17 protein-coding genes are annotated in these 17,765 nt (G+C 57.8%); 4 read left to right on the top strand and 13 right to left on the bottom strand.

What is annotated here, in order from left to right; all coding sequences use genetic code 11:
* Position 1 precedes the first annotated feature (1 nt).
* Entirely contained in the window at positions 2-715 is a 714-nt protein-coding gene (locus U6037_RS08255) for a DUF3108 domain-containing protein (protein WP_127926356.1), read from the top strand.
* A 269-nt stretch (positions 716-984) separates the two neighbouring features.
* Here the strand turns inward: U6037_RS08255 and U6037_RS08250 are convergent, their stop codons facing one another.
* Both U6037_RS08250 and U6037_RS08245 read right to left on the bottom strand, forming a co-directional pair.
* Positions 985-2,610: a methyl-accepting chemotaxis protein gene (locus tag U6037_RS08250; RefSeq protein ID WP_322846388.1), complete on the bottom strand. Its 1,626-nt coding sequence runs from the start codon at positions 2,608-2,610 to the stop codon at positions 985-987.
* Between the two features lie 130 nt (positions 2,611-2,740).
* Positions 2,741-3,796, bottom strand: coding sequence for an amidohydrolase family protein (locus tag U6037_RS08245; protein WP_416221706.1), 1,056 nt, complete (start codon positions 3,794-3,796; stop codon positions 2,741-2,743).
* 128 nt (positions 3,797-3,924) lie between these two features.
* Here U6037_RS08245 and U6037_RS08240 point away from each other — a divergent pair, with 128 nt between their 5' ends.
* Positions 3,925-4,341: an OsmC family protein gene (locus U6037_RS08240; RefSeq protein WP_008082948.1), complete on the top strand. Its 417-nt coding sequence runs from the start codon at positions 3,925-3,927 to the stop codon at positions 4,339-4,341.
* A 61-nt stretch (positions 4,342-4,402) separates the two neighbouring features.
* Positions 4,403-5,269 carry a pirin family protein gene (locus tag U6037_RS08235; RefSeq protein ID WP_322846386.1) on the top strand — a complete coding sequence of 289 codons (867 nt, stop codon included), beginning with the start codon at positions 4,403-4,405 and terminating at the stop codon, positions 5,267-5,269.
* Between the two features lie 338 nt (positions 5,270-5,607).
* Here the strand turns inward: U6037_RS08235 and U6037_RS08230 are convergent, their stop codons facing one another.
* The 4 genes from U6037_RS08230 to U6037_RS08215 form a co-directional block, all read right to left on the bottom strand.
* A complete protein-coding gene (locus U6037_RS08230; protein WP_322846385.1) occupies positions 5,608-6,336 on the bottom strand; it encodes a dienelactone hydrolase family protein in 729 nt (242 codons plus the stop codon).
* A gap of 68 nt (positions 6,337-6,404) precedes the next feature.
* Positions 6,405-8,309, bottom strand: a complete 1,905-nt coding sequence (gene htpG, locus U6037_RS08225) for a molecular chaperone HtpG (RefSeq protein WP_322846384.1) — start codon at positions 8,307-8,309, stop codon at positions 6,405-6,407.
* A gap of 82 nt (positions 8,310-8,391) precedes the next feature.
* Entirely contained in the window at positions 8,392-8,844 is a 453-nt protein-coding gene (locus tag U6037_RS08220) for a PaaI family thioesterase (RefSeq protein ID WP_322846383.1), read from the bottom strand.
* Complete coding sequence (locus tag U6037_RS08215; protein WP_322846382.1) at positions 8,841-9,317, bottom strand: PaaI family thioesterase; 477 nt, start codon at positions 9,315-9,317, stop codon at positions 8,841-8,843. Before U6037_RS08215 ends, U6037_RS08220 begins: the two co-directional genes overlap by 4 nt.
* A 158-nt stretch (positions 9,318-9,475) precedes the next feature.
* Here U6037_RS08215 and U6037_RS08210 point away from each other — a divergent pair, with 158 nt between their 5' ends.
* Positions 9,476-9,712, top strand: coding sequence for a hypothetical protein (locus U6037_RS08210; protein ID WP_008082962.1), 237 nt, complete (start codon positions 9,476-9,478; stop codon positions 9,710-9,712).
* Positions 9,713-9,789: 77 nt separating this feature from the next.
* Here the strand turns inward: U6037_RS08210 and U6037_RS08205 are convergent, their stop codons facing one another.
* The 7 genes from U6037_RS08205 to odhB all read right to left on the bottom strand — a co-directional run bounded on the left by U6037_RS08205 (position 9,790) and on the right by odhB (position 17,752).
* Positions 9,790-10,191 (bottom strand): MAPEG family protein, encoded by a 402-nt coding sequence (locus U6037_RS08205; protein ID WP_322846381.1) that lies wholly within the window; start codon positions 10,189-10,191, stop codon positions 9,790-9,792.
* Positions 10,191-10,928, bottom strand: coding sequence for a DUF599 domain-containing protein (locus U6037_RS08200; RefSeq protein WP_064117359.1), 738 nt, complete (start codon positions 10,926-10,928; stop codon positions 10,191-10,193). Before U6037_RS08200 ends, U6037_RS08205 begins: the two co-directional genes overlap by 1 nt.
* A 195-nt stretch (positions 10,929-11,123) precedes the next feature.
* On the bottom strand, positions 11,124-12,437 hold the full coding sequence (gene brnQ / locus U6037_RS08195; RefSeq protein ID WP_322846380.1) for a branched-chain amino acid transport system II carrier protein: 1,314 nt from the start codon (positions 12,435-12,437) through the stop codon (positions 11,124-11,126).
* A 319-nt stretch (positions 12,438-12,756) separates the two neighbouring features.
* A complete protein-coding gene (gene sucD / locus U6037_RS08190) occupies positions 12,757-13,638 on the bottom strand; it encodes a succinate--CoA ligase subunit alpha (protein ID WP_008082972.1) in 882 nt (293 codons plus the stop codon).
* Complete coding sequence (sucC, locus tag U6037_RS08185; RefSeq protein ID WP_322846379.1) at positions 13,638-14,804, bottom strand: ADP-forming succinate--CoA ligase subunit beta; 1,167 nt, start codon at positions 14,802-14,804, stop codon at positions 13,638-13,640. Before sucC ends, sucD begins: the two co-directional genes overlap by 1 nt.
* 182 nt (positions 14,805-14,986) lie before the next feature.
* Positions 14,987-16,423 carry a dihydrolipoyl dehydrogenase gene (gene lpdA, locus U6037_RS08180; RefSeq protein WP_034156249.1) on the bottom strand — a complete coding sequence of 479 codons (1,437 nt, stop codon included), beginning with the start codon at positions 16,421-16,423 and terminating at the stop codon, positions 14,987-14,989.
* 108 nt (positions 16,424-16,531) lie between these two features.
* Positions 16,532-17,752 (bottom strand): 2-oxoglutarate dehydrogenase complex dihydrolipoyllysine-residue succinyltransferase, encoded by a 1,221-nt coding sequence (gene odhB / locus U6037_RS08175; RefSeq protein ID WP_099758392.1) that lies wholly within the window; start codon positions 17,750-17,752, stop codon positions 16,532-16,534.
* Positions 17,753-17,765: the final 13 nt, after the last annotated feature.

The raw sequence follows: 17,765 nt of genomic DNA, 5'->3' as shown, positions 1-17,765 counted from the left end.
TATGCGTCGCGCCCTGCTCTTCGCTTGCGCTCTGCTCGCCCTGCCCTTCGCGCAGGCAGCGGACCTTCAACCGTTCTCCGCCAGCTACACCGCCGACTGGAAACAGTTGCCCATGAGCGGCACTGCCGAGCGCAGCCTGGTCAAGGAAGCCAACGGCGTCTGGAAGCTCAGCTTCAAGGCCTCGATGATGATCGCCAGCCTGACAGAAGAAAGCACTCTGACCCTGGACAAGGACACCTTGCTGCCACAGTCCTACCACTTTGAACGTGGCGGTCTGGGCAAAGCGAAAAAGGCTGATCTGGATTTTGACTGGAACAGCAAGATGGTTACTGGCACCGACCGTGGCGACGCGGTGAAAATCCCGCTGAACCGTGGCATGGTCGACAAGTCCACCTATCAACTGGCGCTGCAGCATGACGTCGCTGCTGGCAAGAAGACCATGAGCTATCAAGTGGTCGACGACGGCGAAGTTGATACCTATGACTTCCGCGTGCTGGGTTCGGAAAAAGTCGAGACCAAGGCTGGCAAGATCGATGCGATCAAGGTCGAGCGCGTGCGCGACCCGACGCAAAGCAAGCGCACCACCGTGCTGTGGTTCGCCAAGGATTGGGATTACTTGCTGGTTCGCTTGCAACAAGTCGAAACTGACGGCAAGGAGTACAACATCATGCTCCAGGACGGCACGGTCAACGGCAAAACCGTTAAAGGCAGCTGATCCGCCGCCACAACAAAAAGCCCTGCGAAATGCGGGGCTTTTTTCGTCTGCCGGATTGGAGATTGTGCCTGGCTCGCCCCTTACCCCAGCCCTCTCCCGAGGGAGAGGGAGCTGACCGAGATGTCTGGCGCTATGCATCGACCTGAAAGATCGAGTCGATTATGGATTCAGCCAAGCAGTTTCAGGTCGACTTATATACAAAGCATCGCACGGTCAGTCCCCTCTCCCCCTGGGAGAGGGCTAGGGTGAGGGGCTTTTGAAGGCGAAACTCAAACCGAAAACTTCGCCACCATACTGTTCAGATCCACCGCCAACCGCGACAGCTCCTGACTCGCCGCACTGGTCTGATTCGCCCCCGCCGATGTCTGCATCGCCAGATCACGAATATTCATCAGATTACGATCCACCTCCCGCGCCACCGCTGCCTGCTCCTCCGAGGCACTGGCGATCACCAGATTGCGCTCATTGATCAGCGTGAACGCCGAGGCGATCTCTTCAAGTGCAGTCCCGGCAGCCTTGGCCAACTCGAGCGTCGAACGCGCCCGCACATTGCTTTGCTGCATCGAGCTGACCGCCGAATCGGTGCCCTGCTGAATGCCGCCAATCATCTGCTCGATCTCTTGCGTCGACTGCTGCGTACGATGCGCCAGCGCCCGCACCTCATCGGCTACCACCGCAAACCCGCGCCCGGCATCACCGGCCCGCGCCGCCTCGATCGCAGCATTCAAAGCGAGCAGATTGGTCTGCTCGGCAATCGAACGGATCACGTCCAGCACCTTGCTGATGCTGTAGACCTTCTGCGCCAGATCTTCCACCTGACTCGCATTGGCTGTTACATCATCGGCCAGCGACTCGATGGACAGCACCGTTTGATGCACCTGCTCGCGGCCATGCTGGGCTATGCGATCAGATTCACGAGAAGCCTCGGAAGTGGCCACCGCATTGCTCGCCACCTCCTCCACTGCCGCCGTCATCTGATTGACCGCCGTGGCAGCCTGCTCAATTTCCAGACTCTGTTGGTGCAACCCGCGCGTAGCGTCTTCCGTGACGCAACTCAGCTCCTCCGACGCCGAGGCCAATTGGCTGGAGGACTCGGAGATTTGCCGAATCGTGTCGCGCAGGTTGTGTTGCATGCTCTTGAGCGCGTGCAACAGTCGCGCCGGTTCGTCCTTGCCGCTGATGTTGATATCGCCGGTCAGATCACCACCGGCCACCACCTCGGCGACACCCAACGATTGCGCCAGCGGCAACACGATGCTGCGCGTCAGCAGCAGGGCCAGGCCGATGGTGATCAACGCAGTAACACCGATCATCACCCCGACCCACACCCGCGAGTTGGTAAACACCAGCCGCGCTGCTTCGGTGGCAAGGTTGGCATTGTGTTTGTTCAGCTCGACCAGTTCGCGCAAAAGCACTGCGATTTGATCGGCCAAAGGACTCATCTGACCGTTAAGAATGGTCGCTGCCTCCTCGACCCGATTCTGCGCCGACAACTGCATGACCTGCGCCTGAAGCTCCAGATACTGATGCTCGGCAACCTTGAAGCGATCAAACAGCTTGCGCTCTTCGGGTAACACGATCAGCACGTCATAACGCAGCTGGGCCTCACTGAGCACACCGCGTAATTCATTGAGCTTGGCAACATTCTGCTCCAGCGCCTGCGGATCACGATTGAGCAACAGGCGCATGGTCAACGCGCGCAGGCGCAGCATGTCCTGACTCATCTCACCGACCGCCATCACGCTCGGCAGCCAATTGTTATCGACCTCGTCAGATTGGGCGCGCATGTTCGACATTTGCAGCAGGGCGAACGCGCCCAAGGCAAATACCATCAACGCCAACAAGCCAAAACCGAGGCCCGCGCGCGGGGCAATATTGAGACTTCGGATACTCATTGCTCTGGTTCCTTCCAAAAGCGCTGCATCAACCCTGCAGCTGGTTGCTTTAGAAGGTATCGGCCCGGCGAAAAATTGCGTAAGACGAAAAGGCGATATCAAAAGGCCTTGATCCTTCGAACCGTCGGCATTAACGATTCAGCGCAATTTTGCCGGACTTGAGCACCGTTCGTGGCAGGATCGCCAGAAAGTTATCTCGAGCGACTTTTTCAGCGACGTCTTCGGGTAATGCATCAAGGAACGGTTTGAAGCTGTGCATTTCCTGACCGAGTTTGTTGAACCGCCCGACCACGTCCGAACCGAGCATAAAGCGCTCCGGGTATTTCTCGACCAGCGCCAGCCATTCCGCGCGCGGCGCGCCCTGTTCGTCCAGCAGATATGGCGTGAGCATGCTCCAGGACAGGTCGATAAACAGGTTGGGATACGCCTCAAGCATGCGCGTCAGCGTGGGCAGCAAAAACTTCAGTTGCGTCTGATGCCGATGGATTTCAGCGCTGGTGCCGGCGTGAGCCCAGATGAATCGCGTGTGCGGGTGATTGCGTAGCGGCTCTTCGATTTCCTTCAGGTAGAGCGGATTCTTCTCACGCTTGGAAGTGATGTTGGAATGCAGCATCACCGGCAGATCGTTCTCGGCCGCCAGGTGATAAATCTTGGTCATCGCTTCGTTGTTGGCCCGCGGCGTATCGCCGGACGTCAGCGCTGTGAGGTCGTCATGGCGAGTGAACACTTCGCCAATGCCCTGCCACAGCCCTGGGTACAGATCGAGCATGCGCTGGATGTGCGCGGCGGAGTTCTTGTCGTTCGGGTTGAAGCCCGACAGAAACGGATGAAAGTACGGGCGCTGCTCGGGCGACAACTTTTGCACCGCATCAGCAACGATCACATCGGTCGCGCTATACCAATAAGCGTCGGCGTCATCACCGGCGTAATAGCGCGGACGCTTGGGTTCGTCCTCATGCCACTTTTTCGCCACCGGAATGCCAGAAATCATCACATGCTCGACGGAACCGTCCTTCATCGCCGTCAGCAATTTCGCCATGCCTGCGCTTTCCTGGAAAAAATCCACGTAATGCAGGTGCGCATCGCTGTAGGTGTATTCGCGGGCGCTGACGTTGCCGGCAAATACCAACAAACAGGCAAGACTCAAACGATACAGGGACACAAGTAATCTCCGGCAAGTAGGCATAGCCTAGACCTCGCCCTGACGACAAGGGTTCATCCCGCAGGAAAGTGGAACGCGTGCCGGTGGGAATGCTCTATAACTGCAAGGTCTTTTTTGATCGAACGACTTTTCCTACTGCCAGTGAGGTTCCCATGACCGTTACCGTCAATACCGTCTCCGCTGAAGGTTTTCGTCACACCGTACAGATTGATGACCACGAACTGTTTGCCGATGTGCCGAAGTCGGCCGGCGGCGAAGGCTCGGCGCCTGAGCCGCACGACTACTTTGATGCGGCCCTCGGCGCCTGCAAAGCGCTGACCCTGAAGATGTACGCGAAGAAGAAAGACATCCCGCTGACCGGCGTTGGGGTCGACGTCAAACGCGACAACAGTGAAGAGCAGAAAGGCAAATACGTCCTGCACGTCACCCTCACTCTCAAAGGCGTGCTCACCGACGCCCAGCGCGAGGAACTGCTGCGCGTCGCCGACCGCTGCCCGATCCACAAGCTGATGACCACCAGCGAAGTGACGATCGAAACCCACGCCCCGCAAGGCTTCGACAGCCAGTAATCCTCCTCACGCCAGCGGCGGGTTATGCTTCTGGCATCGCCCGCTCAGCCTGGAATGCACCATGGACACGCAACCTCTGATCATCCGCCCGCGCGCCGAAGACGTCGAAGGCCAGCCGATTCTGCGTCCGCTGCCGTCAGCCAAATGCCGCAGCGTCGGGCCTTTCGTGTTTTTTGACCACATGCTCGAGACGGTTTATCCGACGGGCAAAGGCATGAACATCCGACAGCATCCGCACATCGGTCTGTCGACCCTCACCTATTTGTTTGAAGGCCAACTCCTGCACAAGGACAGCCTCGGCTCCGATCAGGTGGTCGGCGCTGGCGATGTCAGCTGGATGACCGCCGGCAGCGCGATTGCTCATGTCGAGCGCACGCCTGAGCCGTTGTGGGATCAGAGCTTCACGATGCACGGTTTGCAGATCTGGCTGGCGTCGCCCAAGGATCATGAACAGGGTCCTGGGCATTACAGCCATCACCCGGCTGCGACGTTGCCGGTCAGCGATAACCTTGGTGTACAGATCCGCATGATTGCGGGGTCAGGCTTTTGCCTGGAATCGCCGGTGCCGGTGCTTTCTCCTACGTTGTATGCGGAAGTGAAGATGCAAACGGCGACCACCCTGCTGATTCCGACCGAGCACGAAGAACGGGCGGTTTATGTGCTGAGTGGGGATGCGCAACTAAACGGTGATGCGCTTGAACCGCATGCGCTGGTAGTGCTGCCGGCCGGGGAAGAGATGAGCCTGTTTGCCGAAGGCGATGTGCACGCGGTGGTGTTCGGCGGCGCGCCGTTGGACGGGCCTCGGCGGATCAACTGGAATTTTGTTGCGAGCGATCCGGCGGCGATTGATGAAGCACGGCGTAAATGGGCGGCCGGGGATTGGCCGACGGTGCTGGGGGAAGTTGAGCGGATTGAATTGCCGCGTTAAGCCTTTACCCTCACCCCAGCCCTCTCCCAGAGGGAGAGGGGGCCGACCGAGGTGTCTCAGGTTATACGCCGACCTGAAAGACCTTATCGATTATGGATTCGGTAATGCCCTATCAGGGTCGGTGCATTGGTTGAGCGCCCACCATCAGCACCCTCACCCCAGCCCTCTCCCGGAGGGAGAGGGGGCCGACCGAGGTGTCTTGCTTCATACGCCGACCTGAAAAGTCTTGGCGATTATGGATTCAGCACAGCCCTTTCAAGTCGGTGTAACTCCCAAGCATCCCCCATTCAGTCCCCTCTCCCTCTGGGAGAGGGTTAGGGTGAGGGGCTTTTCGCTTTTCAGCCTTTGAACACTTCATCCAGCAAATCATGCATCGACTTGAACGCGCGCTTCGCGGTCTTCGCGTCGTACATCATCTTGCCCGGCACATTCGCATGCGGATCAGTGAACGAGTGCACCGCACCGCCGTAGCTCAGCAACTGCCAATCGACATTCGCCGCGTTCATTTCATCCTCAAACGCCGGCAGTTGTTCCTTCGGCACCAACGGGTCGGAAGCACCATGCAATACCAACACCGAACCCTTGATGTTCTGCGCGTCCGCCGGGTTCGGCGAATCCAGCGTGCCATGGAATGACACCGCCGCCTTCACCGGCGCACCGGTGCGTGCCAGGTCCAGCGCGCAGCAACCGCCGAAGCAGAACCCGAACACCGCCAGCTTCGACGTATCAACCGCTGCTTCGCCTTGTTTCTGCAACTGCTCGAAAGCCGCCTGCATCCGCGTGCGCAGCAGCGCGCGGTCATTCTTCAACGGCATCATTGCCGCGCCAGCCTGGTCAGCATTCTGCGGACGTACAGCCTGACCGTAGACGTCAGCGATCAACACCACGTAGCCCTCGGCCGCGACCGACTTGGCGATCTCTTCAGCGCCAGCGCTGACACCCATCCAGTTCGGCGCCATCAACAAACCCGGACGCGCGCCTTTGTGCTCGGCGTCGAACGCCAGACGACCTTCATAAGGCTGGCCGTCAATCTGATAGACCACGGAACGTACTGTGACTTGGCTCATTTCTGACTCCTGATTTGTTAAACACCAGAATGAAAAAACCCGCCGAAGCGGGTTTTTCTGCAACTTGGTTAAACCGACAGTTCAACCAGCAGCTTGTTCAGACGGCGCACGTAAGCCGCCGGATCTTTCAAGCTGTCGCCGGCAGCCAGGGCGGCCTGATCGAAGAGAATGTGCGACAGGTCGCCAAAACGCTCTTCGCTCTGCTCGCCGTCGAGTTTCTCGATCAGCGGGTGGCTTGGGTTGAATTCGAAGATCGGCTTCGAATCCGGCACTTTCTGCCCGCTGGCTTCGAGGATCTGACGCATTTGCAGACCCAGATCCTGCTCGCCGATGGCCAGGATGGCCGGCGAATCGGTCAGACGATGCGACACGCGGACTTCAGCCACGGAATCGCCCAGCGCGGTTTTCAGACGCTCAACCAGACCTTCTTTGGACTTGGCGACTTCTTCTGCGGCTTTCTTGTCCTCTTCAGAGTCCAGATTGCCCAGATCGAGGTCACCGCGTGCCACGTCGACAAAGGTCTTGCCGTCGAACTCGCTGAGGTAGCTCATCAGCCACTCGTCGATACGGTCGGTCAGCAGCAGCACTTCGATGCCTTTCTTGCGGAAGACTTCCAGGTGCGGGCTGTTCTTGACCTGCGCGTAGGTTTCGCCGGTGAGGTAGTAGATCTTGTCCTGACCTTCCTTGGCGCGGGCCAGGTAGTCGGCCAGACCGACGATCTGCTCGCCGTCGTCGCCGTTGGTCGATGCGAAACGCAGCAGACCGGCAATTTTTTCCTTGTTGGCGAAGTCTTCTGCCGGGCCTTCTTTCATGACCTGACCGAAGTTCTTCCAGAAGCCTTTGTATTGCTCAGGCTCGTTCTTCGCCAGTTTTTCCAGCATGTCGAGCACGCGCTTGGTCAGCGCGGTTTTCATCGAATCGATGATCGGGTCTTTCTGCAGGATCTCACGCGACACGTTCAGCGACAGGTCGTTGGAATCGACCACGCCTTTGATGAAGCGCAGGTACAGAGGCAGGAACGACTCGGCCTGATCCATCACGAACACGCGTTGCACGTACAGCTTCAGGCCTTTCGGCGCTTCACGCTGGTACAGGTCGAACGGCGCGCGGGCCGGCACGTACAGCAGCGAGCTGTATTCGAGTTTGCCTTCGACTTTGTTGTGGCTCCAGGCCAGCGGGTTTTCAAAGTCGTGAGCGATGTGCTTGTAGAACTCCTGGTATTCCTCGTCCTTCACTTCAGTGCGCGGACGGGTCCACAGGGCGCTGGCGCGGTTGACGGTTTCCCATTCAACGACAGGAGCCTCTTCGCCTTCAGCTGCGGTTGCTTCTTTCGGCAGCTCGATCGGCAAAGCGATGTGGTCAGAGTACTTCTTGATAATGTTGCGCAGACGCCAGCCATCGGCGAATTCGTCTTCTGCAGCTTTCAGATGCAGGACGATGCGGGTGCCGCGTTCTGGTTTATCGATGGTGGCGACTTCGAACTCGCCCTCGCCTTTCGACGACCAGTGCACGCCTTCGCTGGCCGGAGTGCCGGCGCGGCGGGAGTACACATCAACCTGGTCGGCAACGATGAAGGCAGAGTAGAAGCCGACACCGAACTGGCCGATCAGGTGCGAATCTTTCTTCTGATCGCCCGAAAGGTTTTTCATGAAATCGGCAGTGCCGGATTTGGCGATGGTCCCCAGGTGGGTGATCACATCGTCGCGGTTCATGCCGATACCGTTGTCTTCGAGGGTGACGGTCTTGGCGTCCTTGTCGAAGCTCACACGGATTTTCAGATCAGCACCACCCTCGAGCAACTCTGGCTTGGCCAGGGCTTCGAAGCGCAATTTATCTACAGCGTCAGAGGCGTTCGAGATCAATTCGCGAAGGAAGATTTCCTTGTTGGAATACAGCGAATGGATCATGAGGTGCAGCAGCTGCTTTACCTCGGTCTGGAAGCCCAGGGTTTCCTTTTGAGTTTCCACACTCATGGTCATCAAACTCCAATCAGATGGCAGTGGCCGCGACCCGAAATGGTCGGCGGCGGGTTGTCTTGTGAGTTTGGGGCGCTGTTCAGGATTTCAAGGGCTCATCGATTTTGAAGTGTGCTCGGGCGGTGGCAATCGGTTCGCTTTCGGTACTTTGCCAGGCCGTGACGGCGACGTTGGCGACCCGCCGGCCTTGGCGACAGACCTGACACTTGGCCCATGTGTCGCGAAACTGCCCGGCGCGCAGGTAATCGAGGGAGAAGTCGATAATCTTTGGCACGCCCGGCGTTTCGGTAAAAATCAGCAAATGAAGCGCCGCCGCCAGTTCCATGAATCCGGCGATCACCCCGCCATGAATTGCCGGCAATAAAGGGTTACCAATGTTGTCCTTGTTCGCTGGCAGCTTGAACAGCAAGTCATCACCGACGCGCGAGCATTCGATGCCGATCAAACCGGCGTAAGGGATCAGTTTCAACAACGGCGCGTAGTCGCCCTGCTGGTGGGCCTGCTGCAGTTGCTGCTTGAGGTCATCGCTCATTGACCTGCTCCCTTGATCACACCACCAAAACCTTTGGTGCCTTTGAGGCCTTTGCCCATCCGCATGAAGGTGCCGACGACGTGGGCGATCGGCTGTTCGGGATCGTCCTGATAGGCGAAACCACGGGCGAAGATGACATCCGTGGTGACTCGATAGCACTGGGCGAAGCCATAGACGTCTTTGTTCGGTTTGGCGGCATGCATATAGTCGATGCGTAGATCGAGGGTCGGACAGACTTCGAATTCCGGCAGCACGCACAGAGTCGACATCCCGCATGCAGTGTCCATTAGTGAAGTAATCGCCCCACCGTGGATGACACCTGTCTGGGGGTTGCCGACGATTTTTTCGCTGTACGGCAAGATCACCGTGAGCCCTTCGACAGAGGCGCTGTGCACCGCTAAGCCCAGCACTTGGCAATGACGCAGCGCCGATAAAAATCGCGTCGCGCGCTCAAAAACGGGGTTTTCGGACATTTGATAATTACTCTCGTTAGAGCCAATTGCCAGTAGTGAGCAATACAGCAAAAGTTCCCGTTGAAAACAAACTTATATATCTGAAAGAAATGAGGAACTTAACCCTCAGCGCCAAGCTCTTAAGGCCAGTAGTTATTTTCCATAAGGAGAAACACCCCATGCGTAAGACTTTAGCTATTGCCTTGATGTTGACCGCTTCCCTCGGTCTCGCTGCCTGCGATAAAAAATCCGAGGACAAAGCTCAAGATGCAAACCAACATGCTGAACAAGCTCAGCAAGACATGAACAAAGCTCAGGATAAAGTGAACGACGCTGCGAAAGAAAACGCCGAAGCTGCCAAAGCTCAGGCTGAATCGAACGCTGCCGCGCAAGACGAAGCTGCCAAGAAGCAATAATTTGCTTTTTGCTGCAGAAAAAAGAAAACCCGCCAAGTGCGGGTTTTCTTTTGCCTGTCATTTAGCGCCAATGTCGCTTAGAGCAAGACAGTTCTAAAAGTCGGACTAATCATCAGCAGCAGCGAGCAGACCAAGCCAACTAGCCAGACCAGACTGCGGAGCTTGGGCAGATCGGCCAGATAGAACCACAAGTAGAGGATCCGCGCGATCACGAAGATGATCGCCAATGTATCGATCAGCCAGCCCGCCGTTTGTGTGGTGTGCGCCATCAGCACACCGACCGCAAACAATATGAACGCTTCGATACTGTTCTGGTGAGCCGCCAGCGCTCGTGCGCCGTAGCCGGTCAATTGCGCCTGTTGCTGACGCGGCAGGTGATTGTTGTAACCGCCCTGCTCTTTCATGGCCTTGGCCACGGGCATACGCGCGACGTAGATCAGCAACGCACTAATAAACACACACCAGAACGGAATACTCATCAAGCGGCCTCTTTGTTCGCCTCGGGAATGGGCGCCTCTGTAGGGGTATAGACCATGACATCGAGAACGTCGGAATGAAACTCGCGGCGGTACAAGACCAATACCACCCCGGCGCTCATCAGCATGAACAACCACGGGCTGACAAACCAGGCCAGCATGGTCATGCCGAAGTAGTAGGAGCGCAGCCCGAAGTTGAACTGGTTGGCCGCCATCGAAATTACCCGCGCCGCCCGTGCAGCGAAGGCCTTGCGCTCCTGTTCGGAAACATGTCGTTCACCGATCATCGGCGCCGAGCCAACCAACACGGCCGCAAAGTTGTACTGACGCATGCACCAACTGAAGGTGAAAAACGCATAGACGAACACCATCGCCAGACACAGCAACTTGATTTCCGACATGCCCTGCGACGCCTGTTGCACCATCGGGATGTCTGCCAGCAACGACACCGCGCGCTCTGACGCGCCAAGCACGGTGAGAATACCGGCGAGGATGATCAGTGTGCTCGAAGCGAAGAACGAGGCGTTGCGCTCAAGATTACCGATCACGCTGGCGTCGGCAATGCGGTTGTCACGCAGCAGCATGCGGCGCATCCAGTCCTCGCGGTACAGGTGCAGCACGCTGGCCAGACACGCTGTATCGCGGCCCTTCCAGGACGCATAACGGGTATAACCACCCCAGCAGATGACAAACCAGATGGCGGCGAGCAAGTGGATCAGGTTGGCTTGGATGAACGACATGCAATTCCCTGTGGAGTATGGATGCTACCTGTGGGAGCGAGCAGGCTCGCTCCCACATTAAGATTTCGGCACCCCTTCGACGTTAGCTCAGGGAAAAAGACACTGCCTGACGCGCATAAAAAATGCCCCGTATCGATTGATACGGGGCATTTCTGTTTAAGCGTTGAAGACCCGCTTATGACGGGTCATGCAACGTCAGGCAACCGCTTCGCTGCGCTTGCCCAGCAGGCGGTCGCAAACCACTGCAACCACCAGGGTCATCACGCACGGCACCAGCCACGCCAGGCCCTGCTCGCTCAGCGGCAGGTGGGACAACTGCGACGGCATCCAGCCAGCCAGGCCGGCGCCTTTCAGCGCATCGATAGTGCCAAAGATGAACGACACCAGCATCACCGGACCGAGAATACGGCCATGCTCATGCCAGAAGTCTTTGCAGAAGCTCAACGCGACCAACACGATGCACGGTGGATAGATCGCGGTCAGCACCGGAATCGAAAACGCAATCAGCTTGGTCAGGCCCAGGTTGGACACCAGCAGCGAGAACGCCGCCAGAATGATCACCAGAGTCTTGTAGGACAGTGGCAGCACACGGCTGAAGTACTCAGCGCAGGCACAGGTCAGACCGACCGCCGTTACCAGACACGCCAGCGAGATCAGCACTGCAAGGAAACCGCTGCCCAGCGAACCGAACGTGTGTTGCACATACGCGTGCAGTACCGCCGCGCCGTTGGTAGCGCCGACGGCCACTTCGTGGCTGCCGGAGCCGAGACGGAACAGGCTGACATATACCAGCGCCAGACCGACACCGGCGATCAGGCCCGCGATGATCGCGTAACGGGTGATCAGCTTCGGCGACTCGACACCACGCGAGCGGATCGCGTTAACGATAACGATGCCGAACACCAGTGCACCCAAGGTATCCATGGTCAGATAACCATTGATGAAGCCTTGGGAGAACGGTGCCGCCACGTACTCCGGAGTACCGTGGCCGATATCACCCGCCGGCAAGGCGAATGCAGCGATACCGAGCACTGCCAGTGCGATGATCTTCAACGGCGCGAGGAAGCGGCCAACGGTGTCCAGCAAACGCCCTGGGTAGAGCGAGATGAAGAACACCAGCAGGAAGTACACCGAGCTGTAGAGGAACAGTGCCAGCGGGCTTTCGCCAGTCAGCGGCGCCAAACCTACTTCAAAGGATACGGTGGCGGTACGCGGAGTCGCGAACAGCGGCCCGACCGCCAGATAGCAGGCAGCCGCCAGAATGCCGCCAGCCAGCTTGCCAATCGGGCTGCTCAGCGCGTCCATCGCCCCACCGACCTTGGCCAGTGCAACGACGGTGATCACCGGCAGACCCACCGCGGTGATCAGGAAGCCCAGCGCGGCCATCCAGACGTGGGGTCCGGCCTGCAAGCCCACGATAGGCGGGAAAATGATGTTGCCAGCCCCGACGAACAGGGCAAACGTCATAAAACCAAGTGCCAGGATGTCCTGACCTTTCAAAACTTTCATTAAGGAAATACCACACTACTGAATCGGAATTTAGAGGGGGATTGCCCTGTGTAATTAGGGAAATGCTGTCGATCCGTATGGGACTGACCCTTAAAGCGCGTTGCATGCCTTGTGGGCGGCAGACGCAAAAATGGCTGCTAGCCTAACGAATTTGCTTTGCAAACGCACTGTTAGAGGGCGAACTATCCGATACGCGACGTTTCCGTGTCGCGTTTTTGCATGTAATTGGGGGCAAGCCTATAAATCATCGAACGCCAGAAACGACAAAGGCCACCCGAAGGTGGCCTTTGTTTGGTAAAGCGTCAGCTAAGCGCGAGGCTTACTTGACAGCCCAACCGGTCAGCTCGGCCAGGGCCTTGCCGATGTCTGCCAGCGAACGCACGGTTTTAACGCCTGCGTCTTGCAGCGCAGCGAATTTCTCGTCTGCAGTACCTTTGCCGCCAGAGATGATTGCGCCAGCATGGCCCATGCGCTTGCCCGGAGGAGCAGTCACACCAGCGATGTAGGAAACAACCGGCTTGGTCACGTGTGCCTTGATGTAGGCAGCCGCTTCTTCTTCAGCCGAACCGCCGATCTCACCGATCATGACGATCGCTTCGGTCTTCGGGTCTTCCTGGAACAGCTTCAGGATGTCGATGAAGTTCGAACCCGGGATCGGGTCACCACCGATGCCGACGCAAGTCGACTGACCGAAACCGGCGTCAGTAGTCTGCTTCACAGCTTCGTAGGTCAGGGTGCCGGAACGCGAAACGATACCGACCTTGCCTGGCAAGTGAATGTGACCTGGCATGATGCCGATCTTGCACTCGCCCGGAGTGATAACGCCTGGGCAGTTAGGGCCGATCAGGACTACGCCCAGCTCGTCGCACTTAACTTTAGCGTCCAGCATGTCCAGGGTAGGAATGCCTTCGGTGATGCAGACGATCAGCTTGATGCCGCCGAATGCCGCTTCCAGGATCGAATCTTTGCAGAAAGGAGCCGGAACGTAGATCACGGAAGCGGTAGCGCCAGTGGCTTCTACTGCGTCTTTAACGGTGTTGAACACTGGCAGACCCAGGTGCTCGGTGCCGCCTTTGCCAGGAGTAACGCCACCCACCATTTTGGTGCCGTATTCGATGGCTTGCTGGGTGTGGAAACTACCTTGCGAACCGGTAATACCCTGGCAGATAACTTTGGTGTCTTTATTGATCAGGACGCTCATTATTTGCCCTCCGCAGCTTTGACAACTTGTTGAGCAGCGTCGGTCAGGCTGGTAGCAGCGATGATGTTCAAACCGCTTTCTGCCAGTACTTTAGCGCCCAGCTCAGCGTTGTTGCCTTCAAGGCGAACAACAACCGGGATTTTCACGCCGACTTCTTTCACAGCGCCGATGATGCCTTCGGCAATCATGTCGCAACGAACGATGCCGCCGAAGATGTTGACCAGTACTGCAGCGACGTTGGTGTCGGACAGAATGATCTTGAACGCTTCAGTTACGCGTTCTTTGGTAGCGCCACCACCTACGTCGAGGAAGTTGGCTGGCTTGCCGCCATGCAGGTTGACGATGTCCATGGTACCCATGGCCAGGCCAGCACCGTTGACCATGCAGCCGATGTTGCCTTCCAGTGCCACGTAGTTCAGTTCGAACTTGGCAGCGTGCGCTTCGCGCGGATCGTCTTGCGACGGATCGTGGAAAGTCTTCAGCTTAGGCTGACGGTACATGGCGTTGGCGTCGATGTTGATCTTGGCGTCCAGGCAGTGCAGATCGCCGTCAGCCTTGATCACCAGCGGGTTCACTTCCAGCAGAGCCAGGTCGTGATCCTTGAACAGCTTGGCCAGACCTACGAAGATCTTGGCGAACTGAGCAACCTGCTTGCCTTCCAGACCCAGCTGGAATGCCAGCTCGCGACCCTGGAATGGCTGAGCGCCAACCAGTGGATCGATAGTGGCCTTGAGAATTTTTTCTGGCGTGTCGTGAGCGATTTTCTCGATGTCCACGCCACCTTCGGTGGAAGCCATGAACACGATGCAACGGCTCGAACGGTCAACGACAGCGCCCAGGTACAGCTCTTTAGCGATATCAGTGCACGATTCAACCAGGATCTTGGTGACTGGCTGGCCATTGGCGTCAGTCTGGTAAGTCACCAGACGCTTGCCCAGCCACTGCTGTGCGAAGGCTTTGGCGTCTTCTTTGCTGCGAACCAGCTTGACGCCGCCCGCTTTACCGCGACCACCGGCGTGGACCTGGGCTTTGACAACCCACTCGCTGCCGCCGATTTTGTCGCAAGCTTCTGCTGCTGCTTCCGGGGTGTCTACTGCGTAACCAGTGGAAACTGGCAGGCCGTATTCAGCGAACAGCTGCTTACCCTGATACTCGTGAAGATTCATGCTTTTTACCGTCTTCGTTAGGTACTGCGCATTCGGCGCTGCGCTCGTTTGAGTGCCGCGCCACCTGTGACTGCTGCTTGCGTAGCTGAGCTACGCAAGACTGCGTCCAGCGGACATTCCGCGGTGAGACTTGCTCGCAAGGCTCACGACGGGCCGTTACCGCCGTGGTTTCTTATTGTCTGTTAACGCTTTTTGCGGTTGGCAATGTGGATGGCGCCGCCATTCACCGCCAGAGCAGCTTCGTGCAAGGCTTCAGACAGGGTCGGATGGGAGAAAACCATCATGCCCAGGTCTTCAGCGCTGGTGCCGAATTCCATACCGATCGCGCCCTGCTGAACCAGTTCTGCAGCGCTCGGACCAATCACGTGCACGCCCAATACGCGGTCAGTCTTGGCATCAGCGATGACCTTGACGAAACCACCGGTATCGTTGGCGGCCATGGCACGGCCAGAAGCGGCGAACGGGAAGGTGCCGACGTTAACTTCAACGCCTTCAGCTTTCAAGGCCTGCTCGGTTTTGCCAACCCACGCGATTTCCGGGTGAGTATAAATAACCGAAGGGATCAGGTCATAGTTCATCTGGGCTTTGTGGCCCTTGATGCGCTCGACAACCATGATGCCTTCTTCGGAAGCCTTGTGAGCCAGCATCATGCCGCGAACCACGTCACCGATGGCGAAAACGCCCGGTACGGTGGTCGCGCAGTGATCGTCAACGTGCACGAAACCGCGCTCGTCGAGGGTCACGCCGCTGTCAGAAGCCAGCAGATCAGTGGTCACTGGACGGCGACCAACGGCTACGATCAGCTTGTCGAAAGTGATGGTCTGTTCGCCGTTGGCATCGGTGTAGTTCACAACGACTTCGTCGCCGTTGACTTTCGAACCGGTTACGCGAGCGCCCAGTTTGATGTCCAGACCTTGTTTGGTCAGGGTTTTCAGCGCTTCCTTGGAAACAGCGGTGTCCGCTGCCATCAGGAAAGTGTCCAGAGCTTCCAGAACAACAACTTCGGAGCCCAGACGCGACCATACCGAACCCAGTTCCAGACCGATCACGCCAGCGCCGATCACGCCCAGACGCTTAGGTACGGTCTGGAATTCCAGTGCGCCAGTCGAATCAACGATGACTTTCTGATCAACCGGAGCCGGTGGAATGTCGATCGGACGCGAGCCTGGAGCCAGGATCACGTTTTCAGCTTCGATGACTTCAACCGAGCCGTCTGGCTTGGTGACTTCGACTTTCTTGCCAGCCAGCAGTTTGCCGTGGCCCTGGATCGAAGTAACCCCGTTGGCCTTGAACAGGGTGGCAACGCCGCCGGTCAGGTTCTTGACGATGCCAGCCTTGCGGCCAACCATCGCAGCGACGTCCATTTTGACTTCGCCGGTCGAGATACCGTGAACGTTGAAGCTTTCTTTCGCTTCCTTGTATTTCCAGGAGCTGTCGAGCAGCGCCTTGGAAGGAATGCAGCCCACGTTCAGGCAGGTGCCGCCCAGGGCTTGCTTGCCTTCTGCGTCGGTGTACTTCTCGATGCAGGCAGTGGTCAGACCCAGCTGCGCGGCCTTGATGGCAGCCACGTAGCCACCAGGGCCAGCACCGATCACTACTACGTCAAATTTCTGCGACATTCAAAAAATCCTCTTTAGCAATAAAGCTACAAGCCGCAAGCTACAAGTTCCCAGCCACCCCGCTCGCTTTGAGCTTGTGGCTTGAAACTTGAAACTTGCAGCTGTTTTTTAGATATCCAGCAACAGACGAGCCGGATCTTCCAGCAGGTTCTTGATGGTCACCAGGAAGGTCACAGCTTCTTTGCCATCGATCAGACGGTGATCGTAGGACAGTGCCAGGTACATCATCGGACGGATAACGACCTGACCGTTGATGGCCATAGGACGCTGGATGATGTTGTGCATGCCCAGAATCGCTGCCTGCGGCGGGTTGACGATCGGGGTCGACATCATCGAACCGAAGGTACCACCGTTGGTGATGGTGAAGGTACCACCGGTCATCTCGTCCATCGACAGTTTGCCGTCACGGGCTTTTTTGCCGAATGTTGCGATGCCGCCTTCGATTTCAGCCAGGCTCATCAGTTCGGCGTTACGCAGAACCGGAACAACCAGGCCACGGTCGCTGGAAACGGCAACGCCGATGTCCGCGTAACCGTGGTAAACGATGTCGCCGCCGTCGATCGACGCGTTGACAGCCGGGAAGCGTTTCAGCGCTTCGGTAGCAGCCTTGACGAAGAACGACATGAAGCCCAGGCGTACGCCGTTGTGGGACTTCTCGAACAGGTCCTTGTACTTCGAACGCAGGGCCATGACTTCAGTCATGTCGACTTCGTTGAAAGTGGTCAGCATCGCCATGTTCGACTGAGCTTCAACCAGACGCTTGGCCACGGTGGCGCGAACGCGGGTCATCGGTACGCGCTTCTCGATGCGGTCGCCAGCGGCGAACACAGGAGCGGCGGCCGAAGGAGCAGCAGCCTTGGCAGGCGCGGCAGCCGGAGCGGCTTTCTTGGCAGCAACAGCAGCGACTACGTCTTCCTTGGTCACACGACCGCCCTTGCCGGTGCCGGCAACGGAAGCGATGTTGATGCCGTTTTCTTCAGCCAGCTTGCGCGCAGCAGGAGCAGCAACAGGATCGTCTTCGCCTTCAGCAGCAGCTGGAGCAGCGGCAGCGGCCGGAGCAGCAGCGGCGGCTGGAGCAGCGGCAGCAGCGCCGCCCGCTTCGATGGAGCCCAGCACTTCGTCGGACAGAACGGTGTCGCCTTCGTTCTTGACGATTGCGCCCAGCACGCCGTCGGCGGTAGCCAGAACTTCCAGTACGACTTTGTCAGTTTCGATGTCGACGATCAGGTCGTCACGCTTGACGGCGTCGCCCGGTTGTTTGTGCCAGGTGGCAACGGTGCCATCGGCAACCGATTCCGGGAAAGTGGGGGCTTTGATCTCGATAGCCATTATCTGTAGTTCC

The sequence above is a fragment of the Pseudomonas sp. B33.4 genome (assembly GCF_034555375.1).
In the GTDB taxonomy this organism is placed as follows: domain Bacteria; phylum Pseudomonadota; class Gammaproteobacteria; order Pseudomonadales; family Pseudomonadaceae; genus Aquipseudomonas.
The sequence above is the reverse complement of the archived record's forward strand: the minus strand, read 5'-3'. Positions and strand labels throughout refer to the sequence as shown.